The following is a 25,665-nucleotide window of genomic DNA, read 5'->3' as shown; positions in this document are numbered from 1 at the left end:
ATCGCCGGCCTCGTATCCGACCGCAGCGTCCCCCTCTGATACCAGCGACCGCGCGGCCCGGCACGTCCCACCCGCTATCACGCACCAACTCGTTAAGGCGCGTCAGGTCGCGGAAGTACTCGATGTACAGGTCGGGGGTGGTGGTGAACAGGATGCTGGCGTCCTGGTCGTTGTCGGGGTTGCCGAAGGTGTGGGGGGTGCCGATGGGGGCGGTGACCAGTTGGCCGGGGCCGACGCGGTGGGTGTCGTGGCCGGAGGTGAAGTCGACGGTGCCCGACAGGACGAAGAAGGTCTCCTCGTGTTTGCGGTGCAGGTGCTGCGGCGGGCCGGTGAAGCCGGGGGCCAGCCACAGCTCGGCGATGCCCAGGCGCTTGTTGGTACGCGAGCCGTCCTCGAGGATCCGCACCCGGGTGGTGCCCATGTCCAGGAGGTCGCCGTCGTTTTGGGTGACAAGGTTGATGGTCACGGCCAAGGTCTCCGATCGTCGTGCCGGGAAGGGAACACGTGCAGTTTTATGCGGTAACTACTGTTTTGCGCGGTCAACGCGCGGTGGGCGCCGGTACCGGGATGCGGCCGGTGGCGTATCGGTAGGAGGCGGTGACGATGTGCTGGACGGGGGCGAGCTCGTCCTCGTCGCGGGGTGCGTAGACCATGAGGGCGTTGGCCCGCTGCGGGTGGTAGAGCGGGTGGCGCTCGCCCCAGCCGGCGTCCAGCACCGCGGCCTGGTCGTCCGGGTGAAGGGCGAGGTGGAGGCTGCCGTCGGCGTGCAGGTGGACGAACTCGGTGCCGCGCGGCGGCATGAGCACCGCTGTGTCGGCGGGCGGGGCCGTCAGGTGCAGGGCCCAGCTGTCGGGGACGGAGATCCCCGAGCGGCCCGGGCGGGTGCCGTCCAGCGTGGCGGACATCCACCGCTGAAGGGCTTCCCTCAAGGTCGGGGGGCTGATCTGGGACATCTGCAGATGCGGGAGGAACGAGCCGGTGCGCGGACGGTCACCGGCGCGCGGGGGAAGAGAAGTCAGGGACATGGCGCGCATTCCTTGCATGGGGGGCGCCCGCGACGAGCGGCGGGCCGGGGCCGGTATCTCCACGCTAGTAGCCGCCGGATAGTGGTTTCCCTGACGAAACCACCCCGCGCGGAGGCGAACACGCAGGTCAAAGGCGTTGAAGATGTTTCACGTCTGCTTGCCCGGGGTCCGCTGGGAGCGGGTCAGCCTTCGGCCCAGGCTTCCTCTTCCGCGCGGGCGGTGTCGTAGGCGCGGCGGGCGGCTTCGACGTCGGCGAGGTGGTCGGTGCCCCATGCGGTCAGCGTCTGGAAGACGGGGGTGAGGGTGCGGCCCAGGTCGCTGAGCGCGTACTCCACCCTCGGCGGGATGTCCGGGTGGTAGGTCCGCTCGATGAGCCCGTCGCGCTCGAGCTGCCGCAGCCGGCTGGTGAGGATCTTCGGGGTGATCTCGGGGATCCGGCGCTGCAGGGCGTTGAACCGCAGCGTGCCGTGATGTCCGAGGGCCCACAGGATCGGGGTGGTCCAGCGGCTGAAGATGATGTCACCGACCGGGCTGACCGGGCAGGCCGCCACCGCCCCACTGGCCTGGTCAGCAGCTCTCGCGGGCGGGGCGGAACGCGGTCGGCGCGGCATGAGGACACTCCCGGAAAACGAGGACGGCAAGGCGGAAAGCGCGGCCCGGCGGCCGCAGGCACCGCGGCCAGTGGAATCCGCTGACATACGACGATGGCCAGAGCCCCGCATTTCCAGTGTCGCCGCGCCACCGGGGGCACTTTCATCAGGGAAACCACTACCTCCACGCTAGTAGCGTGGAGGGGCGGACGCCACCGGGCCCAAGGGCCTGGTCCTGGTCGACGAGGGACTGGCGGACCTCATCGCCTTCGGCGCCATGTCCGTCGCCAACCCCGACCTGCCCCGCCGCCTCGCCGCCGGTGGCCCGTACAACGCCCCCGACCAGGCCGCCTTACGGCGGCGAGACGAACGCGGCTACACCGACTCCCCCACCCGCGACTGACCCACCCGCCACGCCGGCGGCCACCCCCGTGCCGTCCGCCGTCCGGGGGCGACCCACGGCAACACATCAGAGGGCACACCACCGGCGGGTAGTGCAGCCACACACAGCCCGCCGCCCACGCCCATCAACTCTGTGAGGAGCTTTACCGTGTCACAGGCCATCCGCTACACCACCTACGGCGACGCCGACGTCCTGCATCTGACCGAGGTCCCCCTGCCCGAGCCCGGCCCGGGCCAGGCCCGCATCGCGGTGAAGGCCGCCGGCGTCAACGCCCTGGACTGGAAGATCCGCAAGGGCTTCTTCTCCGAAGGCAAGCCCCTCCCCGGCCCGGCGGGCACGGGCATCGAGCTGGCCGGCATCATCGACTCCGTCGGCCACGGCGTATCGCAGTGGCAGGTGGGCCAGGCCGTCTTCGGCCGCTCGGCCACCGGCGGCGCCGCCGCAACCCACGACCTCGCCGGCGCCGACGAAATCTTCGCCAAGCCCGAGTGGCTGTCCTTCGAGCAGGCCGCCACCCTGCCGGTCGCGGTCGAGACCGCCTACCGCACCCTGCGCGAACTGGGCGTGCGCGAAGGCCAGACCCTTCTGGTGCACGCCGCCGCCGGCGGCGTCGGCCTGATCGCCACCCAGCTCGCCCGCGCCTGGGGGGTGACCGTCATCGGCACCGCCAGTGAAACCAACCACGCCATCCTCCGCGAGATCGGCGCAGCCCCCGTCACCCATGGCGAGGGCCTGACCGACCGCGTTCGCACCACAGCCCCCCAGGCATCGACGCCGTCCTCGACGGATCCGGCCGCGGCGTCCTGCCCGACTCGATCGCCCTGACCGGCGCCCCGGAGAAGGTCCTGACCATCGCCGATCCCACCGCCGCGGAGCACGGCGTCCGCTTCTCCGGCCGGCCCGGCCCCGCAGCCCCCGCCCTGGAAGCCGTCCTGCCCCTCATCGAACAGGACAAGATCCACATGCCCATCGACTCCGTCTACCCGCTCCAGAAGGCCGCCGACGCCCACCGGCACAGCGAGAACGGACACATCCAGGGCAAAGTCGTCCTCAGCATCGAACCGTGACCCGGATACCGGACCACGATCGCACCGCCGTGAACAGCAAGGCCATGCTGACCTGCGCAGGACCGGATGCGGCTCAGAACTGGCAAAGGCACGCCAGCCGAAGCCTCTGATGCGATGATCCGTCTGTCCGGACGTCGTCCTGTGCCGGAGCAGGTGTAGGCGTACGCTCCGCTCCGTGGCTCCAAGTGAAGCTCTGTGCGATGCGGTGTGCGGGGTCCCGGCCCGGGCCAGCTTCGACGTCCGCCCATCGGGGAACTCGGGGTTGCTGCTCGAGCGCCATGGACAGTCGTTGCTGGTGGGCTGGCACCCGCACGATTGCAAACCCGCGCCCATGGCGCACCGGACTTCGCGGCGCAGGTGATCGCAGATCTTCTCCAGGATCCCGGACTTCGTCCACCGGCGAAAGGACCCGTAGACAGTGGCTGGGGGCGGGAAGTCCGCGGGCGACGTGGACTTCAGGCAGCGATCCTCCTCGATGTACTCCGTCCTCAACCTCGTCGAATACGACCAGGGCTTTGAGCTCCCGCCCCACCTGGTGCCCGGCCCCTACCGCGACATGATGAGCACCAGCGTCGACCTCGCCGCCTGGGTCAACGACGTCTACTCCATCGAGACCTTCTATGACCGCCGCCTGCGCAAGCACAAGGTCTTCGGCTACCTCACACCAGCCGAGACCCGACAACGGCACCAGCACACCCTCGCGGCGTGACGATCGAGTGTCCAAGATCACGGGAAAGCGCCATGCCTTTCCTTGCCCCGGTGCGTCAGTCCACGAGGTGAGTGAGGGGCATCCGGCGTCCTTCCGTGAGGTTGACGCCTGCGTAGCGAGGGGTGGTCTGTGACCATGCGAAGTAGCCGCTAATCCAGGCCGTGAGGCCCTCTACATAGCGTTCGACGGCCTGGACTTCGTATGGTGACAGGCGCAGGAAGGCGTACATGGACAGTAGTTCTTCACGGACCTTGGTGAAGTTCTCCAGTTCACTCGTAACCATGGTCACTGTCATGGCGAGAGCCTCGGAGCGGGTGTGGCCTTCGGCTAAGAGGACCAGGACGATGTTGTTGGTGTCGCCATCCGCCTCTTCCTTCTCCAGCGAGTAGACGTCGTTCGTGTACAGCGTGGCTTTGACGATCGTGTCCCGCAGGATCCAGATCTGAGGGCTGTGTGCGGCTGTGGCCGGAACTTCGCAGCCCAGGAACCTTTCCAGGACGTCCAGAACGTAGTCCACCCCAGCGACTCCGCGCCGGGTGTGGTCGTAACTCCGTCGGGATGGGACTGTTTTGTGAAGGGCGTCGTGGGCCTGGTGGGGATAGGTGGCCACGCACCAGTTCCAGGTGTAGCGGGCGCGTGTCAGCCAGGCGTTGCTCATGCCTCGACTCATATCTTTCCACATATCGGCCATGATTCGTGCCCCGAGCGTCGTCACCTCCCCTCCGTCCAGAGCGCGGATCATTTCCTCACTATGCTTGCGGGCGGCCAGGGGGTCGCGGAGGCTGAGCGCCTCATGCTGGTCGTCCCACATGAAGGTGAACCCGAGGAGCCGGCTGGCGAGATACAGCCCGGCAGGGTCGGCGTCGGGGAAAGCGTAGGAGCCCAGCCTCAAGAAGTCCCACTCGTAGTACTGGGCCTCGAACGCGGGCGGGACCAGGCCGCTTTCGCGGACCCATGCCTCGTGCCGGGCGCGGACCTGCTCCAGGTGGGGGTTGATGCGGACGGGGAAGGGAATCGTGAAGTCGACGGTACGGGGCATCAAAATCTCCTGCCGGTGTGGATTCCGTGGGACAGCGGGGCGTCGGGGATCACGATTTCGATGTCGGCCTCGGGGCGGAAGGCTCCGAAGAAGTATCCGGCGGCGAAGGCGACGACGCGTTCTTGTTGCACAGGGCTTGCGTACAGACCGTTTTATTCCATCCAATCTGGTATTTCCAGGTGCCAGTTTCTTCGGACACAGACCGGGGCACGGGGTGGGGATGCGGCCCTGGTCATACGCGTCGCGTCACTGTGGATCTGGCGAGGGAGCGCAGAGTTTCGGTGACTGCCGTGTAGAAAGGGGCACCGTCCAGCGATCCGAGGTCAGTTCGGTAGCGGTCGGTGATCATTTTCTCGATTGCTTCCGGGGCGCCGCTAACGGTGATGATGTGGCGCTCGGCCTTCGGTGAGGGAGGGGCATCCGAGGTAGCGGCTCAATTGGTCGGCCTGGGAGTGGTGAGCGCTCTGCAGGGGGAGTGCGATCAGAGCTGTGTGTTTGCCGTCGCGGAGGTCATCCAGCGACGGCTTTCCGGTCCGTTCCGGGGCGCCGTAGACGCCTAGAAGGTCGTCGTGAAGTTGGAAGGCTTCGCTGAGGGGGACGGCATACGCGCTCAGGGCGCGCAGTGAGGCGGCGTCAGCGCCGGCGAGGGTGGCGCCGCCGTGTAGGGGGCGCTCGATGGTGTACTTGGCGGTCTTGTAGCGGATGATCGCAAGAGCGCGATTGACGTCAGCAGTGGGCCGGCCGGTTACGATATCTGAGGTGTCCATGTGTTCTATGGGGCGTGTCCACAGTATGACCATCCTTCCGATGGGGTAGCGTCCTGAACGGAGGGTCCCGTTCAGGTGCCTCCGCGCAAACCCCCGGCGCACAGCCGAACGAAGCGCCGGAAGTACACGGCGCATTCCCCCCCAATGCATAGGCCACTGACCTGCCCCGCGCGCCCTCTGCGCCCCCGAGGGCAGGGGTTACCGATACGAACTTCTGCCTGACCGGGCGAGCCTCCACCCATGCTGACCCAGTAGAAGGCGCGCCTGGAAAAGGCCTTTCCGGACAGCTCCTGATCTGCGGCCGGGGCGGCACCGCATGCGGCTCACCGGCTTCGGCGAGAAGGTCCTGGCCGCCGCTGCGCCGGCGCCACGACCCCACCTGTATCTGGCGCCCCACAGTCGTCACTGAGTACTGTGGGCGTTTATGAATCAAGAACGTCTTGATTTCTCCGTCACAGTACACAGCCTCTTCTCTACGGTTGGCGTCTGCCGGTAACCTGTGATCTGAGGGGACAGGGAAGAGCGCCGACAGGGTCATTTAGTCTAGTCCGGCGATTGTGGCTGTCATGAGACCGCGGCGAGCGTCGAGATGAAAAATCTGACGCGACAGGCGGATTTTGCGTGTACCCCTCAGGTGCATGTCGGGAAGTCGGCGAGACCCGAGGGCGCTTTCCGTGGCTGGCAAGACGGGCCGGCTCCCTGCGCGCCCGGCCCTGAGCTAAGACAAAGGCGTTTTTGCCTCGGAAACGGAGGGCCTGTTCCGTGATCTCCCGTCCACGGAGTCTCCTGTTCTGGCTCATCCTCATCATTCTTCTGTTCCTCATAGCGAAAGAGCCTGAACAGGTGGCCCGCACCATCACCGCTGTTTACCGGGCCATCATGATTTTCTTTGATTCTCTCGGCAGGTTTGCGAGCAGTCTGGGCGGGAACTGATTCGCTCTGCCGAGATCGCCGGGTCCGTTTGCGCCCTGCCTTGCTTCCGTATTCTGGCGGGCGCCGTCAGGAAGGGCAGCGTCGTGCACCGTGGCATTTTTGCAGCGTTCCTTCTCCTCCTCATCGGCACTGGTTGCGCCTCCTACCCGGCCAATTTCGTCAATGTGCCGGTGGTTTCACCGGTACCGGCGCAGACGGTGACGGTCTCCCCGCCCCCGCAGGCTGCCGCCGTGTCCCCGAGGCCGCAGCCCTCGCAGACCACCGCCTCCAGCCCGCCCGTGGCCTCGTCCCCCACTCCGGCCGCCTCCGGGACGGCGGCATCGCCGTCCCCTTCTGCGTCCACACCGCCGGTGCCGTCCATGACACCGGTTCCCTCGGCCACCTCCACCAGTACCCCGCCCTGCCCCACTCCCTCAGGAGTGTCCGCGAGTTCGACCCCATCCGTTTCCCCGTCGCCTTCTCCTGGTTGCTCAACCGCGACGCCCGCGGGGGCTGAGCCCACGCCAACGGGGTGCCCCGTGCCCGGCCCAGGCGCCGGTCAGGAACATGAGGATGCCCGGTAAGCGAGCGCTTCGCTGCTCCTCCCGCCTCGGTTCTCCTCGACTGTGCAGGCAATGGGAGGCAGGAGGGTGTCAGCCGTTGACCAGGACGGTGAAGAAGACGCCCAGGGCGGTGAAGAACCGGATGACGGCGTGATAAACGGCGAGCAGGGCGTGCGCGGTCCCGACCGGGGCCTTGACGATGAGGAACAAGGCGATGATGAGGATGAGCCAGAACAGCAGGCTCCTGGGCCGGGATATCACGTCAGTGTGCCTCCTTCTCGCGACATGCGTGCAGGCGATCGTGTGAAGCAGGCGAAACGGCGGGGAAGCATCGCTGACGTCTGCGGCGCCGGCTCTTTGGGGCGGGAGTAGCAGAAAGCATCACGAAGGTTGATGCAGGTTTCATCGGTCTCGGAGAGTGGCGGTTACGGCGGGTTACTTGTTTCGGGTGCTGCGCACGATGGCTGCGGCAAGGAGAAGGGACGCGCAGATAAGGGAGGGGTCGGGTTTGAAGGAGCGCTTGCCTGCTTCGGTGGCGACCTTGGCGTGGAAGGTGAGGTCGTGGTTGGAGAGGTTGCGCAGGACGTCCCGTGTCTGCCCGAGGGCTCCGGGGGCGAGGATGGTGAGTTCGAGGGCGGTGCGGGCGGCTTGCTTTTCGGAGACTGCTTCGCTGGCGAGGCCGAAGAGGATGGTGCGCAGGTTTTCTTCGAAGACGTCAGTGATGGACAGCTCGGGGCATAGGTGGCGTACGGAGCCTTCGAGGTTGGCGAAGGATTTGCCCAGCAGGGAGATGACGGGACTGGTTTTGATGCCGCGGCGTGTGGCGTGGGTGAGGACGGCGGTGAGGGTGACGCCGAAATTCAGGTCCTCCAGGGAGGCGGAGGCGATTTTGGGGACCAGGCCGGCCAGGTCGCTGCTGAAGCCGGCGGGGTCGGCCCAGGGGGTGGCTTGGCCCATTTCGATCCAGGCTTTGGCCAGGCCGTTGGCATCGTTGGAGGCGACGTTGAGCAGGGCCAGCATGACGCTGCGGCTCAGGCCGCTTTCCATGCGGCCGACCATGCCCCAGTCGATCAGGTGGGCCCGCTGGCCGGGGGCGACGAAGATGTTGCCGGGGTGAGGGTCGGCGTGGAAGAAGCGGTCAAGGAAGTACCCCTGGTACATGAGGCTGATCAGGTCTGCTCCGATGCCGGTGCGTTCGGCGGTGGTGAAGGCGCTGGGGTCGGCGTCGCGGATGGAGGTGCCCGGGGCCAGCGACTGGGCCAGGACGTGCTCGGTGGCGAACAGGACGTCGGGGACGGCGAGGTGTTTGTAGTCCTCGCACTGGCGGCGGGCTTGGTGCATGTGCTGGGCTTCGAGGCGGAAGTCGGTCTCGGCGGACATCGCCTCGAACAGGACGCCGAGCATGGCCGGCAGGTCGATGACGTCGGTGAAGCGGGGTGCGAGGCGGGCGATCAGACGGGCGAGGCGGCGCAGGGAGGCCATGTCCCGGGCCATGGCCTCACCGACACCGGGACGCTGGATCTTCAGGGCGGTGGGGGTGCCGTCGGCCAGGGTGGCGCGGTAGACCTGGGCCAGGGAGGCGGCACCGAGCGGCTGCGCGGTGTCGATGTCCCGAAAGCGGCCGGCCCAGGCGATTCCGAGGTCGCGGGCGAGGACCGGCTCGAACTGGGCGAAGGGGGCCGGGGTGACCTGGTCGTGCAGTTTGCCGAATTCCGCGAGCATCGCCTCGGGTACGAAGTCCGGCCGGGTGGAGAGCATCTGCCCGACCTTGATGTAGAAGGGGCCCAGTTCCTGCAGGGCCTGGCTGACCGCTTGCGCCCGGCGCTGCTGTTCCTGGCTTTGCCGGCGGGTGCCGCCGGAGCGGCGGGCGTGCCGGATCTCTTCGGTGATCAGGTGTCTCAGGACGGTGGTCAGGGACCGGTTGCGGCGGGACACACAGCCTCCAGGATCCGGGGTGCGAAGTCAGGAACTGCACGTGCCGCACGGGCGCGGGTTGCCGGTGCGGGCCGAGGCGCCTGTGCGGCCGTCTGGCGCGGTGCGCTCTCATTCCTGAGCGGGAGGATGGCTGGTGGTGGCGGTAAGGAAGGTGTGCAGCATGCTGCCCAGGCCGTCTGCTGTGGCGGTTGGGGGTGTGTCGGGCAGCACCGGGCCGAGGGCGGCCAGCAGTGCCTGGGCAAGGATGCGGTAGGTGCAGTCGGCGCCGGTGCTCTGGTCGGTCACGGTGAAGCGGCGGCCTTGGCGCAGGTCGTCGCCGAGTTCGGCCACGGTCAGGGGGCGGCAGGAGGCGGCATCGACCAGGGTACCGTCCGGGTTGCGGACCACGCTGCGTTCCTCGGCTGCCCCGCCGCCGGGAGCACCGTGCCCGGCAGCGGGGCGAAGGGAGGAGCCGGTCACCGGTTCACGCCTGCGCGGGCGGGGCATCGTCAGGGGCCGAGGCGGCTCCGGTGCCGGGGCTCCGCGCGTTCAGCCGGGCGACTTCCTGGCGCAGGGCGAGCAGTTCACCGCGCAGGCTCTGCAGCTCCGAGGCCTCTGCCGGCGCGGGAGCGGCCTTTGGCGGTGCGTCGTCCTCCTTGGTGGTCCCCACCGCGCTGGTGATGGTCTTACGGGCGTTGTGGTCGACGTCCGCAGCCCGATCGATGAGGTCGTCGACCGCTTCTTTCGCGTCGTCCATGAGGTTGCCGAGGTGCTTGAGAATGCCGCTGCGGGTACGCGTGGTGCTCATATCGTGTGCTCCGTCCAAGCAGGGAAACGGGGTGCCGGGCCGCGCCCGGTACTGCGGTGACGCTGGGGATGCGTCGGATGCTGTACGGCGTTTGTGCTCCCTGGGCGGCCAGCACCTCTTGCGTCGGCCCTCTGCCGCGGTTGCGGCCGCGGGAATGGGCGGTGACAAGGGTGTCGTTGCTGCCCAGTTCGTCGTTGCGCGGTGTGGTGCGGTTTTCTGCGGGCGGGGCCCGGCTGCTGGTCCGAGCGCGGCTAGTGTTCACGAGATTCGCCTGCTGCGTCGGGCAGGTGGTGTGCAGTGGGTGTCGTAGGCGCGAAGTGCACTGGCGGTGATGCCGTCGCGGTCCAGGCCGGCAGCGCGCAGCAGATCGTCGCGTGGTCCGTGCGGCAGAAAGCGCCGGGGCAGGCCCAGTTGGCAGACGGGGGTGGAGACGTAGGCATCGGTGCAGGCCTGGGCGAGGGCGCTGCCTATACCGCCGGTGCGGACGCCGTCCTCGACGGTGACGGTCAGGGCGTGGTCGGCGGCCAGGTCGACAAGCTCGCCGGGAACGGGCAGGGCCCATCGCGGACTGGCCACGGTGACGCTCAGGCCGTGGGCGCTCAGTTCCTGGCCTGCGGCCAGGCAGGCTGCTGCCAGCGGGCCCAGTCCTATCAGCAGCACGTCCCTGGGCTGCTGGCAGGTCTGGTGCAGAAGGTCGATGTCGCCCAGGCGTCGCCCGGCCGGCAGGTCCGCGGGCACGTTGCCTTTGGGGAAGCGGAGCATGGTCGGGCCGTCGTTGTCCGCCAGGGCCTCGTCCAGCAGCGCGCGCAGGGTCGGAGCGTCGCGGGGGGCGGCCAGGCGCATGCCGGGCACGACGCCGAACACGGCGGGGTCCCACATGCCGTGATGGGAGGAGCCGTCCGGGCCGGTCACGCCGGCACGGTCCAAAACGAACGTCACCGGTAAGCGGTGCAGAGCCACGTCCATCAACACCTGGTCCAGGGCCCGGGACATAAAGGTGGCGTAGACGGCGACGACCGGGTGCATCCCGGCCATCGCCAGGCCGGCGGCCGAGCACACCGCGTGCTGCTCGGCGATGCCCACATCGAAGACCCGCCCGGGAAGCTGCTGCGCCATGGGGTGCAGGCCGGTCGGGCGGATCATGGCGGCGCTGATGGCCACCACCTCGGGACGTTCGGCCGCGGCCCGGGCCAGCGCACTGCCGAACACGCCGGTCCACGACGGGGCAGCGGCTTTGGCCGCAGGAGCGGGGCTGCCCGGGGCGGGGGCCGGGCCGACGGCGTGCAGACAGTCCGCCTCGTCCAATTCCGCGGGCAGGTGTCCCTTGCCCTTGACGGTGACGACGTGGACCACCACAGGGCGGCGCAGCGCCCGCGCCCGGTGCAGCGCGGCTTCCACCTGGGCGGTGTCGTGGCCGTCCAGCGGTCCGAGATAGGCGAAACCGAGCACCGTGAACAGGTTCGGCCCTGCGCAATTGCCGTTCTTGCGCAGCGTGGCCAGGTGGTCGGCGAGGGCCCCGCAGGTCGGCGCGTAGGCGCGGCCGTTGTCGTTGAGGACGATGATGACCGGCCGGTCGCTCGCGGCGCCCAGGTTGTTCAGCCCTTCCCAGGCCATGCCGCCGGTCAGGGCCCCGTCACCGATCACCGCCACCACTGCCCGCTCGCCCGCACCGGCCAGCTTGCGTGCCTTGGCCAGGCCGTCGGCGTAGGCCAAAGCGGTCGAGGCGTGGGAGTTTTCCACCAGGTCGTGCACGGACTCCGAACGGGACGGGTAGCCGGACAGCCCGCCGGCCTGCCGCAGCTGCCCAAAGCCTGCCAGGCGGCCGGTCAGCAGTTTGTGCACGTAGGCCTGGTGGCCGGTGTCGAAGACAATCGAGTCCCGGGGCGAGGTGAACACGCGGTGCAGGGCCAGGGAAAGCTCCACCACGCCCAGGTTCGGCCCCAGGTGGCCGCCGGTGCGGCCGACCGCATCGATCAGCAGCGTGCGGATCCACTCGGCCGCCGGCGCCAGGTCCTGTACGGGGGCGCTGCGCAACGCCTGCAGGGAACGGACGCTGGGCGGAACCGGCGACGGCCACGGCAGAGGCTCTGTGTGCATCACTTTCACCTCCGATACGAGTGCGGGCGTACTTCCATCACAGACGCTGCGCAAAGGCCCGGCAGTGGTGCTCTGCGGCAGAGGTGCTCGGCTTCCACCGCATCCTGGGAAAACTCCCCGTGCCTCTTTCGCACCCGAACCGGACATGCGATTCTTCAAAGAGCAACCACACGAACCTCTCGCTGTCCGCGGTGAAAGCGCGGTGACCGAACAGGTCTGCCCCAGGGCCGTTGGCGGCCCGGCATGCCTATCGAGTCCACGGCGCAAACGCCGTGAGAACAACACCACCGGGACGGTGCACGGGGGCACAGGCGCGCGCAGCAGAACGCGCAGAGCGCCGGAGCGTGCCCCCGCGCGCATCCTGATGCCACCGGGGCAGGTCTGGGCAGAACAGGGCCAATGCCTCTTTTCTGCCGGACATGTGTGGCCGTAAGGCTTCTTCGGCACGGTGCGGCCCCCGGCCTCCCTCACCCCGGGGCCGAGCAGTGTGCTGTCCGGCCTCACAGGAGTGGGCTGGTGCCGCACGCCAGCCGAAGGGTTCGGCCACCCGGCGCACGGCCAGGTGTTCTGCGCCGCGTCCTCCCGTGCGCTCTGTGCCCAGGTGACTGACGCACCTATGTTCCTCATCGGCGGCCACCCCGCCGCCCGGGAAGACCTCTGCCACGCCGTGCAGGCCGCGCACAGCGCCAACTGCCACACCGCCGGCGGTGCGCAGCCAAGCCCGAACCAAGGCATCCCCGCTTCGCCCTCGGCGCAGGCCCCGATGCCGGGCACGGGCAACCGACGAAGGACATGCGATGACCACGACCGATCTCGGTTTACCCAGCGTGCCGATCTCGCCGCCCGCGCGCCGCGCCAGCCGGCGCATCCAGGTTGGCGCGGTCCCGGTCGGCGGCGGCGCCCCCGTCTCCGTGCAGACCATGACCACCACCAACACCGCGGACGTGGATGGCACCTTGCAGCAGATCGCTCAGGTCACCGCCGCCGGCTGCGATATCATCCGCGTCGCGGTACCCTCCGCCGACGACGCCGAGGCCCTGCCGCAGATCACGGCCAGGTCGCCGATCCCGGTCATCGCCGACATCCACTTCCAGCCCCGCTACGTCTTCGCCGCCATCGACGCTGGCTGCGCCGCCGTACGCGTCAACCCCGGCAACATCAAGAAATTCGACGACCGTATCGCCGACATCGCCGCCGCCGCCTCGGCGGCGGGCATCCCCGTCCGCATCGGCGTCAACGCCGGCTCGCTCGATCCGCGGCTGCTGGCCAAGCACGGCCACGCCACCCCCGAAGCCCTCGTCGAATCGGCCCTGTGGGAATGCTCCCTGTTCGAAGAGCACGGCTTTACCGACCTCAAAATCGCCGTCAAGCACCACGACCCGCTCACCATGATCGCGGCCAACCGGCTGCTGGCCGCCCGCTGCGACTACCCCCTGCACCTCGGCGTCACCGAAGCCGGCCCCGCCCTCCAGGGCTCGGTGAAGTCCGCCGTCGCCTTCGGCGTGCTGCTGGCCGAGGGCATCGGCGACACCATCCGGGTCTCCCTGTCCGCCGACCCGGTCGAACAGGTCAAGGCCGGCAACCACATCCTGGCCTCGCTCGGCCTGCGCCCGCGCAAACTGGAGATCGTCTCCTGCCCCGGCTGCGGCCGCCTCCAGGTCGATATCCACCGCCTTGCCAACCAGGTCGAAGCCGCCTTCGACGGCTTCCCCCACCCCCTGCGCATCGCGGTCATGGGCTGCGTGGTCAACGGCCCCGGCGAATCCCGCGAAGCCGACCTCGGCGTGTCCTGCGGCAACGGAAAAGGCCAGATCTTCCGAGACGGGCAGGTCATCACCACGGTGCCCGAATCAAAGATCGTGGAGACCCTCCTGGACGAAGCTTCGCGCCTGGCCGGTCAGCGTGCCGACAGCCACGGAGAGCCGTGATGACCGCCCCGGTCGTGCTGCCTCAGCCCGGTGACCTGCGCGCAGTGCGCGCGAGCACCGACGCGGTCCTGGAGCAATTCATGGACCGCAAAGCCCGCACCGCCGCCGGTCGTCACCTGCCCTCAGAGGTTACGGCTGTGCTGCGCGGCTTCTTGATGGCCGGCGGCAAGCGCCTGCGGCCGCTGCTGTGTGTCACCGGCTGGCACGCCGCCGGCTGCCACGGCGCCCTCAAGCCCGTGCTGCAGACCGCAGCCTCGCTGGAGATGTTCCACGCCTTCGCCCTCATCCACGACGACATCATGGACAACAGCGACACCCGCCGCGGCCAGCCCACCGTCCACCGTACTCTCACCGCGCGCCACCCCCAGACCCATACGCTCCCCGGACAGGTCCACACCGGGACAGGAGCAGCCCTGCTCATCGGGGACCTGGCACTGAGCTGGTCGGACGAGCTGCTGCACAGCGCCGGTCTGACCACCCGGCAGCTCACCGCCGTACTGCCCCTGATCGACACCATGCGCACCGAAGTCATGTACGGCCAGTATCTCGACCTGACCGCCACCGGACACCCCACCGACGACCTCCAGCGAGCCCTGGCCATCGCCCACTACAAGACCGCCAAGTACACCGTGGAGCGCCCCCTGCACATCGGCGCCACCCTCGCCGGCGCCGGCGAAGAACTGCTCGCTGTCCTCAGCGACTTCGCTCTCCCCATGGGCGAGGCGTTCCAGATGCGCGACGATCTGCTCGGCGTCTTCGGCACAGCCAGCCAGACCGGCAAACCGGTGCTGGACGACCTGCGCGACGGCAAACACACCGCCCTGATCGCCCTGGCACTACAACGCGCCACACGCCAACAGCACCGCACCCTCACCGACCTGGTCGGCAACCCGGCCCTGGACGAGAAAGACGCCCAGCACCTGCGCCACATCCTCATCCAAACCCGCGCCCCCCAGACCGTCGAGCAGCTCATCGACGAACGCACCCGCCAGGCCGAGCGCGCCCTGGCCCACGCCGCCCTCCTGCCGGAAGCGGCCACCACCCTGCGCGAACTCGCCAAAGCCGCCACCGCGAGGACGACATGACACCCCCAGCACCGCAACACCGCCGCCGGGTGCTGCTCGCCGCGCCCCGTGGTTATTGCGCGGGCGTGGACCGTGCCGTGATCGCTGTCGAGAAAGCCCTGGAACAGTACGGCGCGCCCGTCTACGTGCGCCACGAGATCGTGCACAACAAGTACGTCGTCAAGACCCTGGAGAAGAAGGGCGCGATCTTCGTCGACGAGACGGCGGAGGTGCCCGAGGGCAACATCGTCATCTTCTCCGCGCACGGCGTCGCCCCGGTCGTCCACGAGGAGGCCAAGCGCGGCAAGCTGGCCACCATCGACGCCACCTGCCCGCTGGTCACCAAGGTCCACAAGGAGGCCGTCCGGTACGCCAAGGAGGACTTCGACATCCTCCTGATCGGCCACGAGGGCCACGAAGAGGTCATCGGCACCAGCGGCGAGGCCCCCGACCACATCACCCTGGTCGACGGCCCGGAGGACGTGGCCAACGTCGACGTCCGCGACCCGGACAAGGTCGTCTGGCTCTCCCAGACCACCCTGTCCGTGGACGAGACGATGGAGACCGTCGACGCCCTCAAGGGCCGCTTCCCCAACCTCCTGTCCCCGCCCAGCGACGACATCTGCTACGCCACGCAGAACCGCCAGACCGCCGTCAAGCAGATGGGCGCCCAGGCCGACCTCGTCATCGTCGTCGGCTCGAAGAACTCCTCGAACTCGGTCCGCCTGGTCGAGGTCGCCCTCGGCGCGGGCGCCGGCGCGGCCCACCTGGTCGACGGCGCGGAGGAGATCGACGAGAGCTGGCTGGAGGGCGTGACCACCGTCGGCCTCACCTCCGGCGCCTCCGTTCCCGAGATCCTGGTGCACGGCGTACTGGACTGGCTCGCCGAGCGCGGATACGAGGACGTGGAGACGGTCAAGGCCGCCGAAGAACACCAACGCTTCGCCCTGCCCCGCGAACTGTCCCGCCGGCCCCGCCCCGCCCGCCAGCGAGAAACCCCATGAAACGGCGCCCTTCGCAGGCGACGCCTGCTGGAACTGCCTTTTGGATACGTCGAGGGACGGCGGCCGGCCGCAGCCATGCCCTGCTGAGGGACGGCGCCGCACGAGCGCATCGGTCCGCACGGAAACGAACGCCTTCCCGGGACGCCCGCCGCACGCCTGGACCGGTGCAATTGCGGCGGAGCAGTCACGCGTACCCGAACCTGCTCACCGATGGGGGCTTCACCTACTCCGTCCACCTGGACTGCCCCAACACCGCTGTACTCAGCCCGCAAACCATCAACCAAGAACTCGCTCTCATCGCTACCGCGTCCTCACAGCACATCGATGACGAGCCCGATGTGGTAGTGACCGGCTGCCGAGACGCCGAGCACTTCGCGGGCGGCCAGACCTATGGCGTCAGCCAAGCTGAGCCAACCGTCGGCCGTCACGCAAAAGGTGATATCGAGCCGGAACGATGGGTGCGGATGCCTGCCCTGCCACAGCATCGCTCTGGTCAATGAAGCACCAGCAGGAAAACCGGTGATTCTGGATCGATATCGGAAGCGCGTACAAACAGAGGGGACTGGGATGAGTGAAATTCTCCCCACGTGGGACAGCCCTCCCACTGGGTGGGTGTCAACCACCGTCGACAACATCACGATCACGGCCATGGCGGTCTGGCTGGCGGTCACCGTCTTCTGGGCGCTCCGCCACAAGCCCAGCAGGTACCCCCTTCCCCTGCTGATTCTTGTGGTGGGATCCATTCCCACCGGTTTCGCCGAGCCGATCTGGGATCTGCTCGTCGGCGTGCAGTGGTTCTCTGCCCATGATTCGGTGATCACGCATACGGCCTTCGGGCGGCCCATCCCTTTGTGGATGTTCTTCGCCTATGCGTCCTGGGGAGGCTCGATGAGCTACCTCACATACGTGGTTGCGCAGAAACCCCGCCCCGTGAAAAACCTCTGGAAGCTGTACGGCGCACTGGTGGTCGTCGAATTCTTCGCGGAGTGGCTGATCCTGCGATTCGGACTGGTCGGCTACTTCGGGGCACAGCCGTTCAGGCTGAGCAGCGTGACCAGCCCCTTCATGTGGCCTTTCACCATCGTCGCCAGCGTCATGTTCGTGGGCCTGGCCCTGGACAGCTTCCTCTCGCACACCACCGGTGCCCGTCGGCTGCTCTTCCTGCCAGCCATACCCGGCCTGGGAATGGGGTTCCTGGTCTTCGCCGGATGGCCCGAAATGCTCGGCGTGGGCATGAACCTGTCGACGCCCGGAATGACCTGCTTGGCCTTGGTGGGCCTCACCATCACCGTCGCGACCACGCAGGCACTGTTCCGCATGACCGAACGGCGCAAGAAGGCCGCCCTCCCGCCCGAGACGAAAACCGTCGAAGGCACCCAGTACGCGACCAAGGGCTAAGCCGTCACCTACCTGGCGGGCGGGCGCCGGCCGCCCAATGCGGCGGCGCAGCCGACAACAACCCAACAAAGTCGGCACGCGCGGCGTGATGCTCCGCCAGCCGGCCCGCCCGAACCGCCAGCAAACCCTCGTTCGCCGATATCTGGACCAGACGACAAGGAACGCGAGGAAGAGAGTGGCAGTAACCAAGGAAGAAGAGCAGAGCCGCCAGCGCGATACAGGCAGACACGTCATCGTGGTGGGCGCGGGCATAGCGGGCCTGAGCGCGGCCTTCCGCCTGCAGCAGACAGGCTGCTCGGTCACCGTGCTGGAGCGCGATCAGCACATCGGCGGGCGTATGCGTACCGCCGCGCACGAGGGCTTCCGCATGGACCTGTGCGCTATCTGGCTGACACGCAACTACCGGGAGATGCTGCAGCTCCTGTCGGACGCCGGCCTTGAAGGCGAGATCCGCCACAGCACCGACTGGATCGGCATCGTGCGCGCGGGGAGAATCCATCCGCTGCGGCTGCACCGCCCCACCGACCTGATGCGCACAGGGCTGATCGGGTGGCGGTCCAAACTCCGCGCCATGGCTCTCATGTGGGATGCGCGCCACGCCACCACCCTCGCCCGCAGGGAGGACGTGTCCGCGGCGGTGTACGCCGACACCGAGAGCATCCGCGCCTACAGCAGCCGACGGCTGAACCGGGAACTGCACGACTACCTCATCGATCCGTTGTGCTGGGCGTTCTACCTGGCCTCGCCGGACGACCTGTCAGTGGTGAACCTTTTCAGCGAGGTCAAGCTCGCCTTCGGCGCGCCGTGTTTCAGCTTTACCTACGGCATCGACACTTTGGCCCAGCACCTCGCCGAGCAGCTGACCGTGCACCTGAACACCGCGGTCACCTCCATCCAGCAGCGCGACGACACCGTCAAAGTGACGTGGCAACAACCGGGGAAAACCGCACAAGAGGATCACGCCGATGCATGCGTCGTGACGGTCCCCGGCCCGCAGGTGCCGGAGTTGATCCCCGCCCTGGCTCCGGAGCAGCGGCGTTATCTCAGTGGCCTGACGTACCAGCCGCACATCGGTGTCCACGTGGGCCTCGACCGGCCTCCCGGCCCGCCCTACACCGCGCCCTACGTCGTGGTCGCCGTACCCTCCACCGAGGATCGCGACCTCAATTACCTGACCTTCGACCACCACCGTGCCCAGGGACGCGCCCCGGCCGGCAAGGGGCTGGTCTCCCTGCACTTCCGGCCTACCTGGAACGAACGCCACTGGGGCCGTCTCGAATCCGAGATCATCGACGAGGCCCTCGCGGTCTGCCGCCGGGCCCTGCCCGGACTGGCCCGCCACATCGACCGGTACCGAACCACGACCATGGTCCACCGACAGCGGCTGGCGCTGCTCGCTCGCCCGCCCGGCGGCTACCGGCAGATGCAGAGGTTCATCGAAAACCTCGATCCCCAGGCGCGTATCCAGTTCGCAGGGGACCATCTCTCCCTCAGCACGACGAACAACGCTCTGGCGACCGGAGAACTCGCCGCACGCGCCACCCGTGTGGCGCTCCAGTCCGTCACACCCGCTGAAGCCAGGCCGCAACGGGTCCACCACAGGGGAGAAACCCCATGACAGCCACCATGCGTGAGGCGCGCCTGATCATCGGGTTCACCCGCATGGATGTGTGGACGACCGTGATCCCGATGCCCTTCTTCTTCATCGCCGGGCTCCAACACGCGGACGGCTCACCAGCCGAGCTCACTGCCAAGACAGTGGGAGCCATCGTCTACCTCTGGCTCTTCGTCTACACGTTCACGCTCAACAACCAGCTCACCGGCGTAGAGGAGGACCGGCTCAACAAGCCGTTCCGGCCGCTTGTCACCGGAGCGGTGACCACGCAAGGAGCGAGGATCAGGTTCCTTGTCACCTCGGCGCTCTTCCCCGTCACCGGATGGCTGCTCGGAGTTCTGTGGTGGGCCCTGGCCTGGATGGCCGTCACCTTCGTTTACAACGCCATCGGCGGCGGTCGCAACTGGGTCATCAAAAACCTGTGCAACGGCATCGGCGTCTTCCTCCTGACAGCCGCCACCTGGCAGATCGCAACACCGTTGACCAGCACGTCCTGGCGATGGGTGATCTTCATGGCGTCCATAGTGGCCATCCTGAGCCCGCTCCAAGACCTCAGGGACGTACCCGGCGACATCGCCGCAGGCCGCCGGACCATACCGATCGCCCTCGGCGACATTCCGGCCCGTATCTGCCTGGCGGCCGGGTTCACAGCCCTGCCGATCGGCGCCTACTTCACCCTCTACAACCCGAGCCCACACCGCGGTTGGGCCCTAGCGGCGGCTCTCATCTCGCTCCTCATGAGCTGGACCATCGTCTACCGGCTCCGCCGGCGAGATGATACGGAACACGACCAGCGGACATACCGGCTGTGGGAGCAGTGGTTCACCTTCATCTTCATCAGCTCGATAGTGGTGATCTGACCCGCAAACACCGTGTGACCCGTGCCTTCCCAATGGCCTGGGGGAGCGACAACTACGACAAGAGATACGTTGCCCCCGGCGGTGACCCTTTCCCCGAACGCAGCGGCCCGCCCGTTCGCCGGGCTGCCTCCCCGGCACGGATCCCGGTCAGCACCGGCCCCGCAAGCAGCCGTCCACGGCCTAGCGGCTCAAACCCTTCCCGTGAAGGCGAAACCGCACCACCGTGAAGAGTCAGGAGCGCGCCCGGAGCGGCGGGAATACAACTCCTGGCCGTCCTCGCCCCGCAGCACCCTTCCCGGGCCCAGGCAGGTCGGCTGCGCTCTCTCCTGAGCGGCCCGGACCTCACCGAAGACCAGGCCAATACCGCCCGGAGCGCCGTCACCGCCGCTGGCGCCTTGCCCCTGGCCGAACCGATGACCGCCGAACTCTACGGCCAGACCACCGCCGCCCTGGCCGGCGCTCCCTCGCACCCGGCGTACGTCCGGCTCAAGGGACTGGCCGACCGGGCGGTGCGAAGGAAATCACGAACCGGGCAATCCCGCACCACTTCCCTCAAACGCAGTAGCGGGGACGCGGAGGCCTCGCGCCGAAGTCCTCAGCCGCAGCCGATCTACGGCACCGTCCCCCCCCGGGAGGTCACCGTGTCCCGTCCCGCACCCACCGTCGACCAGTGGCCAGAACTGGACATGCCGTTCCCGCTCCGGCAGAACCCGCATGTCGAGATCACACGCGCCCGGACGCGGGAATGGGCCATCGCCATGGGCATGCTGCCGACGGACCAGGCACGCCACTGGTGGGACCACGTGAACCTGACCGCATTGGAAGCCTGGTGCTTTCCCGATGTGCGCCCCGAACGGCTGCTCCTGGTCGACAAGTGGCTCTCCATGGGCATCATGCTCGACGACCAGTTCGACAGCACCCCCCTGGGCCGACGTCTGGACGCCACCTGCCGGGTGATGAACGACCTCATCACGGCCACCACCCATCCGTCAGGAGCCCCCCACCCGCCACGGCACCCCTTCTCCCGGGCCGTCACCGACCTCCTGGCAGCCTTCACCCAGGTAATGAGCCCCGTATGGATGCAACGCCACCGCTACCACCTGACCTTGTGGTGGGGCGGCGTCGTACAGGCCGTCGCACACCGGGCCCACGGGCACGCACCCCTGACGTTCCGACAGCGCCTTGCCGTGCGACGCCTGACCGTCGGCATGCACGCCTACGGCGACCTGTTCGAGCTGGCATGCGACTGGGAGATGCCACCGGCCTGCAACGCCCTGTACGAAGTCCAGCGGATCCGCCGCATCGTCAGCGACGTCACCGTATACCTCAATGATTTGTACTCCGTGGAACGCGAACGCGCCGAAGGAAACGACGACAACGTGCTGCTGGCCTGGGAATCCGGAGGACTCACCCCCGAGCAGGCCCGGAACCGCAGCGCGCAACAGATCGAACAGATGGTCCGCGAATTCATCACGCTCCGCGCCACGCTGCCCGAACTCGCCACCGCCGCACGACTGGTCACGGCAGACCAGGAAGGACTCGAACGCTGGGCAATCACCTGCACCCTGTACCTCAGCGGCGCCAACCACAGCCAGGCCATCATCCCCCGCTACACCGACACCACCAGTCACCTCGCACACGACCACCGACTCGACTGCGCTCTCGAAGCCTCATCAACGGACCCCCCGCCCGGCCGCTGGGACAGCTGAGCTACCCCTCCCTCGCAGAAGGGCACCCCCGATGGAGCACAACACGCCGGCGCAGCCACCGTGCGACGGAATTCCTGCGCCCCGAGGGAAAGGTGCCGAGACGAGCGGCAAGGGGACGCGTCCCGCCCTGGCCCGCGGGGCCCTGCCCCTGATCGGCCATTCGCTGCACCTGATGACGGGACCTTTGAAGTTCGTCACTTCCCTGGCCGCCTACGGTGACATCGTCGAAATCCGGCTCGGGCCGGTGCCCGCGTACGTCATCACGCGTCCGGATCTCGTGCGGAGCATGCTGCTCGATGCGCACAACTTCGAGCGGACGCCTGTTCGCGAAGATTCGGTCGTTCCTGGGACACGGACTGCTGACCTCACCCGCTCCGGTGCACTGCCGGGACCGGCTCTTCCTCCAGCCTGTGTTCAATTCCGAGCAGGTCCACCGCTCCGTCACCGTGATGCGGGGTACCGCGCAGTCGTTGTCCGAATCCTGGAGACCTGGGCAGATCGTTCGCATCGACCGGGCCATGTACGGCCTGGCCATGTCCAGGCTGCTGGCCCTACGCGACGACGACGGCAACGGCCTGAGCCTCACCCAAATCCGCGACCACCTCGTCACCTTCGCCATCGCCGGCGTCGAGACCACCGGGACGATGCTGGCGTGGGTCTTCCACGAGCTGGGGCACCACCCGCAGACCTGGGAACTCCTGCACGCCGAACTCGACGCCGTACTCCACGGCCGCCCGCCCGAGTTCGAAGACCTGGAACGACTGGAATACACCAACCGAATCGTCAATGAGGTACTGCGTCTGCACCATGGCTGGATCGAGATCCGCCGCGCGAAGAACACCGTACGACTGGGGAACGTGGAAGTCCCCGCCGGGAGGGACATCGCCTACAGCCCGTACGGCATGCAACGGGACCCACGATGGTTCCCCAACCCCGGGCCGAGCAGGCTTTCCAGCACGACCACGAGCCAAGGCACCGCTGCTCCAGTCAGTCGCAGGGGAGCGCACGTGCTGTAGGACAACGTCACTTGACCACGGGCCGGGTCATGCGCCATGCCCGTGAGCAGGACGTGGCCGGAGGGAAGCCCCAGGTGCTTAGAAGGCACTCGATCCGTCATCCTGTGCAGGATGCCTGACCTGCAAAAACGTGGTCCGCTCACCCTGTCCCTTGGGGTGTGGGGGACACATGGGGGAACGGCAGGCTTTTGGTGGCTGGGGGACACGGGGGTTCCAAGTGGCCGCGTTCAGGCTCTCACATCATCTTCGCCGCTTGGCGGGCGTTTGTGGAAACAATCTCGGCCCTTGCGGACGTTGCAGGGACCGGAGCCGAGGAGAGGAAGGTGTCGGGGCTGAAGCTGTTCCACACGACGAATGGCGGCGTGACCGAGGTGACGCCGCGTCTGGCTGAGGTCGAGGCGGATGTGCAGCACCTCATCGAGGCGCACATGGAGACGATGCTGGGCGTGCGGTTCCTGGCGAGCGAGTACAGCACCGGCCCGGTGCACGGCGGACGGATCGACTCGCTGGGTCTGGACGAGAACGACGCGCCGGTGGTCGTCGAGTACAAGCGCGGCACGGATGCGGGCGTGATCAACCAGGGCCTGTTCTACCTGGCGTGGCTGATGGACCACCGGGCCGAGTTCGGGCACCTGGTCCGCGAGCGCCTTGGGGCGGCAGCCGCCTCGCGGGTGCGGTGGAGCGCGCCGCGGCTGATCTGCGTGGCGGGCGACTTCACCCGCTACGACGTGCACGCCGTGCGCGAGCACCGGCGCAGCATCGACCTGGTCCGCTACCGCTTCTACGGCGAGCAGCTCGTCGGCCTGGAGACGGTGGCCTCCGTCACGGGGCAGACGCCGGCACCCGGGACGGCCCGCCGCCGGCGCGTGGCCGCGAGGATGCGCGGGCACCTGACGCAGGGGGCGATGGCCGAGCTGGCCGCCGCGGTCGACGAGATGCTGCTGGGCCTGGGGCAGGACATCACCACGACCGAAAACCGCCTCTACCGGGCATACCGGCGGCTGCGGAACTTCGCCTGCGTGTGCCCGCCGCAGCAGACCAAGCTGCTCGTCTACCTCAAGGCCGACCCCAAGGAGACCGGCCTGGTGCACGGCTTCACCCGGGACGTAACGGGGCTCGGCCACCACGGCACCGGCAACCTGGAGGTCCGGCTGCGCACGGAGCGGGACCTGGAACAGGCCCAGGACCTGTTCCGCCTCAGCTACGCCGCGGCGTAGCGCGAGACGCTGCAGGGCGTCCTCTTGGCCGGGGATGAATCGTGGGCAGGTCTGATGCCGGCTGCCTTTCGACGGCGGGGCAGAAGTGGCGGTGGACTTCCTATGACGCGGCGATTTCCCGGTTTGGCTAACCGGGGGACCGCTGATACAAAGCGCCGGGTAGGCGCTCGGTGACATGAGCGCCTACCCGGCCGTCGCTTGTACGAAGGGAGCGTCACGATATGTGTCCCGCGCCTCCACCGTCCTGGTGGGGCCAGCCCCTGTCGCAAAGGGCCCGGGGGCCGTCTTCGCCTTCATCATGACCGTGCTGGTGCTGACATGCGGACTCCTGCTGATCGTCCTCACTGATCAGTGGCTCGCCTGGGTCCGGTGGGCCCTGGAAGCGGTCGGCGTCCTTACGGTCTTCGGGCTGGCCTGCTCTCTGGTTTTCCGCTGGGTGACCAGGCCCGGTTAACCCCTGTGCTGGAGGCGGACCGGCCCTGGTCCGCGATCGACTCGGGGCTTCTTCCCCGGCTCGGGTCCTGTGGAGCGCGACCAGGCTGATTTGGATTGCCGGCGACTTCACCTTGCTACGACACCCAAGCCGTACGCGAGCACCAGCGCGGCACCGACCTGGTCCGCTACCGGTACTTCGGCAGCAATCTCGACGGGCTGGAGCCCGTGGCATCGGATACCGGAACTCGGGCGCGAGCCCGACCGCCACGGGCGTACCTCAGATACCCCAGCGGCATACCGGGGCCATGACGGGACTGGCCGAGGCCGCCGACGAGGTTCTCCTCGGCCTCGACGGTGTCACCCGTGTCCAGCGCAAGTCGTACGCGGCCTATCAGCGGCTGCGGAACTTCGCCTGTGTCATACCGCCCCAGCAGACCAAGGTGCTGGTCTACCTGAAGACGGACCCGAAGGTGGTAGACCTCTTGCCCGGGTTCACCCGGGACGTGACGGGGCTCGGCCACCATGGCACGGGCGGCCTAGGGGGTCTCGTTTGGATCAGCGAGCGGAACAGAGGAAGATGTCGGCGATGTGCAGTCCGGCCAGGTAGCTAGTGGCGGTCTTCTCGTAGCGGGTGGCGATCCCGCGCCACTGCTTCAAACGGTTGAGGCACCGCTCGACGGTGTTGCGCTGTTTGTGTGCCTCGCGGTTGAAGGCTGGTGGCCTGCCGCCTCGGCTGCCCCGCCGCAGCCGGTGGCCACGCTGGTCGGCCGGGACCGGGATCACCGCCCGGATGCCGCGTTTGCGCAGGTGGTCACGGATCGCACGGGAGGAATACGCCTTGTCCGCCAGCACCACGTCCGGCCTCGTACGCGGGCGGCCACGCCGCCGGGGAACGCTCAAGCGGGCCATGACCGCCCCGAAGGCGGGTGCGTCCCCGGCCTGCCCGGCGGTGAGGACGAAGGCGAGGCGACGGCAGCGGCCGTCGGCGACGAGGTGGATCTTCGTGGTCAGTCCGCCGCGGGACCGGCCGATGGCGTGGTCGGCCGGCTCGCCGGCCGGGGCCCCTTTTTGCGGGCCCCCGCCGCGTGCTGATGAGCCCGAACGATCGTGGAGTCCACCGAGACGGCCCAGGTCAGGTCCTCGTCGGCCTGGGCCATCAGCGCGGTAAACACCCGCTCCCATGTGCCGTCCACGGCCCACATCCGCAACCGGTTGGAGACACCTCTCCAGTTGCCGTACTTCTCCGGCAGGTGCACCCACTGCGTGCCGGTCTGGAACTTGAAGGCAATCGCGTCGATCACCACTCGGTGATCGCGCCGGCGACCACCCCGCCCCGGTGCCCGGTCCGGCAGCAACGGCTCGATCCGTGCCCACTGCACGCCGGTTAACGGCATACCTGGACCAACGACCAACCGATCCAAACGAAACTGCCTAGTGACCTGAGTCAGAGATTCGGTGGCAGTAGGCGGCGACTTTGTCGAGGATCTCGTCGGCGGTCTTCGTCCAGACGAAGGGTTTGGGGTGT

The 25,665-nt window shown here is 68.0% G+C and carries 25 protein-coding genes and 3 pseudogenes; 15 read left to right on the top strand and 13 right to left on the bottom strand.

What is annotated here, in order from left to right:
- The 3 genes from ACH4EB_RS37440 to ACH4EB_RS37430 all read right to left on the bottom strand — a co-directional run.
- Positions 1–466, bottom strand: a 466-nt coding sequence (locus tag ACH4EB_RS37440) for a cupin domain-containing protein (RefSeq protein ID WP_398352951.1), incomplete at its 3' end; no start/stop codon positions are given.
- A gap of 73 nt (positions 467–539) precedes the next feature.
- Positions 540–1,025, bottom strand: a complete 486-nt coding sequence (locus tag ACH4EB_RS37435) for a luciferase family protein (RefSeq protein ID WP_398352950.1) — start codon at positions 1,023–1,025, stop codon at positions 540–542.
- 182 nt (positions 1,026–1,207) lie between these two features.
- Positions 1,208–1,636: a winged helix-turn-helix transcriptional regulator gene (locus tag ACH4EB_RS37430; RefSeq protein ID WP_398352948.1), complete on the bottom strand. Its 429-nt coding sequence runs from the start codon at positions 1,634–1,636 to the stop codon at positions 1,208–1,210.
- 256 nt (positions 1,637–1,892) lie between these two features.
- Between ACH4EB_RS37430 and ACH4EB_RS37425 the strand changes: the two genes are divergently transcribed.
- The 3 genes and pseudogenes from ACH4EB_RS37425 to ACH4EB_RS37415 all read left to right on the top strand — a co-directional run bounded on the left by ACH4EB_RS37425 (position 1,893) and on the right by ACH4EB_RS37415 (position 3,794).
- A complete protein-coding gene (locus ACH4EB_RS37425) occupies positions 1,893–2,018 on the top strand; it encodes a hypothetical protein (protein WP_398352947.1) in 126 nt (41 codons plus the stop codon).
- A 147-nt stretch (positions 2,019–2,165) separates the two neighbouring features.
- Positions 2,166–3,085 (top strand): annotated as a pseudogene (locus ACH4EB_RS37420) (NADP-dependent oxidoreductase).
- Positions 3,086–3,503: 418 nt separating this feature from the next.
- Positions 3,504–3,794: a terpene synthase family protein gene (locus ACH4EB_RS37415; protein ID WP_398352945.1), complete on the top strand. Its 291-nt coding sequence runs from the start codon at positions 3,504–3,506 to the stop codon at positions 3,792–3,794.
- A 55-nt stretch (positions 3,795–3,849) separates the two neighbouring features.
- Here the strand turns inward: ACH4EB_RS37415 and ACH4EB_RS37410 are convergent, their stop codons facing one another.
- The 3 genes from ACH4EB_RS37410 to ACH4EB_RS37400 form a co-directional block, all read right to left on the bottom strand.
- Positions 3,850–4,833, bottom strand: coding sequence for a hypothetical protein (locus ACH4EB_RS37410; protein WP_398352944.1), 984 nt, complete (start codon positions 4,831–4,833; stop codon positions 3,850–3,852).
- Positions 4,833–4,964 carry a hypothetical protein gene (locus tag ACH4EB_RS37405; RefSeq protein WP_398352943.1) on the bottom strand — a complete coding sequence of 44 codons (132 nt, stop codon included), beginning with the start codon at positions 4,962–4,964 and terminating at the stop codon, positions 4,833–4,835. Before ACH4EB_RS37405 ends, ACH4EB_RS37410 begins: the two co-directional genes overlap by 1 nt.
- Before the next feature lie 243 nt (positions 4,965–5,207).
- Positions 5,208–5,600, bottom strand: a complete 393-nt coding sequence (locus ACH4EB_RS37400) for a polyprenyl synthetase family protein (RefSeq protein WP_398352941.1) — start codon at positions 5,598–5,600, stop codon at positions 5,208–5,210.
- 762 nt (positions 5,601–6,362) lie between these two features.
- On the opposite strand from ACH4EB_RS37400, the gene ACH4EB_RS37395 reads away from it, so the two are divergent.
- Positions 6,363–6,533: a hypothetical protein gene (locus tag ACH4EB_RS37395; RefSeq protein WP_361591537.1), complete on the top strand. Its 171-nt coding sequence runs from the start codon at positions 6,363–6,365 to the stop codon at positions 6,531–6,533.
- A 142-nt stretch (positions 6,534–6,675) separates the two neighbouring features.
- Here the strand turns inward: ACH4EB_RS37395 and ACH4EB_RS37390 are convergent, their stop codons facing one another.
- The 6 genes from ACH4EB_RS37390 to ACH4EB_RS37365 form a co-directional block, all read right to left on the bottom strand.
- Positions 6,676–6,894, bottom strand: coding sequence for a hypothetical protein (locus tag ACH4EB_RS37390; protein WP_398352940.1), 219 nt, complete (start codon positions 6,892–6,894; stop codon positions 6,676–6,678).
- Between the two features lie 271 nt (positions 6,895–7,165).
- Positions 7,166–7,336 carry a hypothetical protein gene (locus tag ACH4EB_RS37385; RefSeq protein WP_398352939.1) on the bottom strand — a complete coding sequence of 57 codons (171 nt, stop codon included), beginning with the start codon at positions 7,334–7,336 and terminating at the stop codon, positions 7,166–7,168.
- Positions 7,337–7,510: 174 nt separating this feature from the next.
- Positions 7,511–9,010, bottom strand: a complete 1,500-nt coding sequence (locus ACH4EB_RS37380) for an ABC1 kinase family protein (protein ID WP_398352938.1) — start codon at positions 9,008–9,010, stop codon at positions 7,511–7,513.
- A gap of 108 nt (positions 9,011–9,118) precedes the next feature.
- On the bottom strand, positions 9,119–9,397 hold the full coding sequence (locus ACH4EB_RS37375) for a hypothetical protein (RefSeq protein WP_398352936.1): 279 nt from the start codon (positions 9,395–9,397) through the stop codon (positions 9,119–9,121).
- Positions 9,398–9,473: 76 nt separating this feature from the next.
- Positions 9,474–9,797: a hypothetical protein gene (locus ACH4EB_RS37370; RefSeq protein ID WP_398352935.1), complete on the bottom strand. Its 324-nt coding sequence runs from the start codon at positions 9,795–9,797 to the stop codon at positions 9,474–9,476.
- Between the two features lie 258 nt (positions 9,798–10,055).
- Positions 10,056–11,894 (bottom strand): 1-deoxy-D-xylulose-5-phosphate synthase, encoded by a 1,839-nt coding sequence (locus ACH4EB_RS37365; protein ID WP_398352934.1) that lies wholly within the window; start codon positions 11,892–11,894, stop codon positions 10,056–10,058.
- 797 nt (positions 11,895–12,691) lie between these two features.
- Between ACH4EB_RS37365 and ispG the strand changes: the two genes are divergently transcribed.
- The 11 genes and pseudogenes from ispG to ACH4EB_RS37310 all read left to right on the top strand — a co-directional run.
- Positions 12,692–13,822 carry a flavodoxin-dependent (E)-4-hydroxy-3-methylbut-2-enyl-diphosphate synthase gene (gene ispG, locus ACH4EB_RS37360; RefSeq protein WP_398352933.1) on the top strand — a complete coding sequence of 377 codons (1,131 nt, stop codon included), beginning with the start codon at positions 12,692–12,694 and terminating at the stop codon, positions 13,820–13,822.
- Positions 13,822–14,907, top strand: a complete 1,086-nt coding sequence (locus ACH4EB_RS37355) for a polyprenyl synthetase family protein (RefSeq protein WP_398352932.1) — start codon at positions 13,822–13,824, stop codon at positions 14,905–14,907. Before ispG ends, ACH4EB_RS37355 begins: the two co-directional genes overlap by 1 nt.
- On the top strand, positions 14,904–15,890 hold the full coding sequence (locus ACH4EB_RS37350; protein ID WP_398352931.1) for a 4-hydroxy-3-methylbut-2-enyl diphosphate reductase: 987 nt from the start codon (positions 14,904–14,906) through the stop codon (positions 15,888–15,890). Before ACH4EB_RS37355 ends, ACH4EB_RS37350 begins: the two co-directional genes overlap by 4 nt.
- A gap of 612 nt (positions 15,891–16,502) precedes the next feature.
- Positions 16,503–17,288 (top strand): hypothetical protein, encoded by a 786-nt coding sequence (locus ACH4EB_RS37345; protein ID WP_398352930.1) that lies wholly within the window; start codon positions 16,503–16,505, stop codon positions 17,286–17,288.
- Positions 17,289–17,463: 175 nt separating this feature from the next.
- On the top strand, positions 17,464–18,906 hold the full coding sequence (locus ACH4EB_RS37340) for a protoporphyrinogen/coproporphyrinogen oxidase (RefSeq protein ID WP_398352929.1): 1,443 nt from the start codon (positions 17,464–17,466) through the stop codon (positions 18,904–18,906).
- A complete protein-coding gene (locus ACH4EB_RS37335; RefSeq protein WP_398352928.1) occupies positions 18,903–19,763 on the top strand; it encodes a UbiA family prenyltransferase in 861 nt (286 codons plus the stop codon). Before ACH4EB_RS37340 ends, ACH4EB_RS37335 begins: the two co-directional genes overlap by 4 nt.
- 641 nt (positions 19,764–20,404) lie before the next feature.
- Complete coding sequence (locus tag ACH4EB_RS37330) at positions 20,405–21,472, top strand: terpene synthase family protein (protein WP_398352927.1); 1,068 nt, start codon at positions 20,405–20,407, stop codon at positions 21,470–21,472.
- Between the two features lie 296 nt (positions 21,473–21,768).
- The gene (locus ACH4EB_RS37325) at positions 21,769–22,488 is read left to right on the top strand and encodes a cytochrome P450 (protein WP_398352925.1); all 720 of its coding nucleotides are present in this window, start codon (positions 21,769–21,771) and stop codon (positions 22,486–22,488) included.
- 323 nt (positions 22,489–22,811) lie between these two features.
- Complete coding sequence (locus ACH4EB_RS37320; protein ID WP_398352924.1) at positions 22,812–23,705, top strand: DUF5655 domain-containing protein; 894 nt, start codon at positions 22,812–22,814, stop codon at positions 23,703–23,705.
- 223 nt (positions 23,706–23,928) lie between these two features.
- Positions 23,929–24,159 carry a hypothetical protein gene (locus tag ACH4EB_RS37315; protein WP_398352922.1) on the top strand — a complete coding sequence of 77 codons (231 nt, stop codon included), beginning with the start codon at positions 23,929–23,931 and terminating at the stop codon, positions 24,157–24,159.
- 25 nt (positions 24,160–24,184) lie between these two features.
- Positions 24,185–24,679, top strand: a pseudogene (locus tag ACH4EB_RS37310) (transporter); the annotation flags it as partial.
- A gap of 16 nt (positions 24,680–24,695) precedes the next feature.
- Here ACH4EB_RS37310 and ACH4EB_RS37305 read toward each other — a convergent pair.
- Positions 24,696–25,534 (bottom strand): annotated as a pseudogene (locus tag ACH4EB_RS37305) (IS5 family transposase).
- Positions 25,535–25,665 lie beyond the last annotated feature (131 nt).

The sequence above is a fragment of the Streptomyces sp. NPDC018045 genome (genome assembly GCF_044327445.1).
Lineage (GTDB): Bacteria > Actinomycetota > Actinomycetes > Streptomycetales > Streptomycetaceae > Streptomyces.
The sequence above is the reverse complement of the archived record's forward strand: the minus strand, read 5'-3'. Positions and strand labels throughout refer to the sequence as shown.

Excerpts from the sequence above, each read along its gene's own strand:
- ispG (WP_398352933.1), top strand. The coding sequence starts at position 12,692 with ATGACCACGACCGATCTCGGTTTACCCAGCGTGCCGATCTCGCCGCCC.
- ACH4EB_RS37390 (WP_398352940.1), bottom strand. The coding sequence starts at position 6,894 with ATGGACGGCACCGGCGGTGTGGACGCAGAAGGGGACGGCGATGCCGCC.
- ACH4EB_RS37435 (WP_398352950.1), bottom strand. The coding sequence starts at position 1,025 with ATGTCCCTGACTTCTCTTCCCCCGCGCGCCGGTGACCGTCCGCGCACC.
- ACH4EB_RS37400 (WP_398352941.1), bottom strand. The coding sequence starts at position 5,600 with ATGGACACCTCAGATATCGTAACCGGCCGGCCCACTGCTGACGTCAAT.
- ACH4EB_RS37325 (WP_398352925.1), top strand. The coding sequence starts at position 21,769 with ATGCGCACAACTTCGAGCGGACGCCTGTTCGCGAAGATTCGGTCGTTC.
- ACH4EB_RS37430 (WP_398352948.1), bottom strand. The coding sequence starts at position 1,636 with ATGCCGCGCCGACCGCGTTCCGCCCCGCCCGCGAGAGCTGCTGACCAG.
- ACH4EB_RS37335 (WP_398352928.1), top strand. The coding sequence starts at position 18,903 with ATGACAGCCACCATGCGTGAGGCGCGCCTGATCATCGGGTTCACCCGC.
- ACH4EB_RS37370 (WP_398352935.1), bottom strand. The coding sequence starts at position 9,797 with ATGAGCACCACGCGTACCCGCAGCGGCATTCTCAAGCACCTCGGCAAC.
- ACH4EB_RS37350 (WP_398352931.1), top strand. The coding sequence starts at position 14,904 with ATGACACCCCCAGCACCGCAACACCGCCGCCGGGTGCTGCTCGCCGCG.
- ACH4EB_RS37355 (WP_398352932.1), top strand. The coding sequence starts at position 13,822 with ATGACCGCCCCGGTCGTGCTGCCTCAGCCCGGTGACCTGCGCGCAGTG.
- ACH4EB_RS37365 (WP_398352934.1), bottom strand. The coding sequence starts at position 11,894 with ATGCACACAGAGCCTCTGCCGTGGCCGTCGCCGGTTCCGCCCAGCGTC.
- ACH4EB_RS37425 (WP_398352947.1), top strand. The coding sequence starts at position 1,893 with ATGTCCGTCGCCAACCCCGACCTGCCCCGCCGCCTCGCCGCCGGTGGC.
- ACH4EB_RS37410 (WP_398352944.1), bottom strand. The coding sequence starts at position 4,833 with ATGCCCCGTACCGTCGACTTCACGATTCCCTTCCCCGTCCGCATCAAC.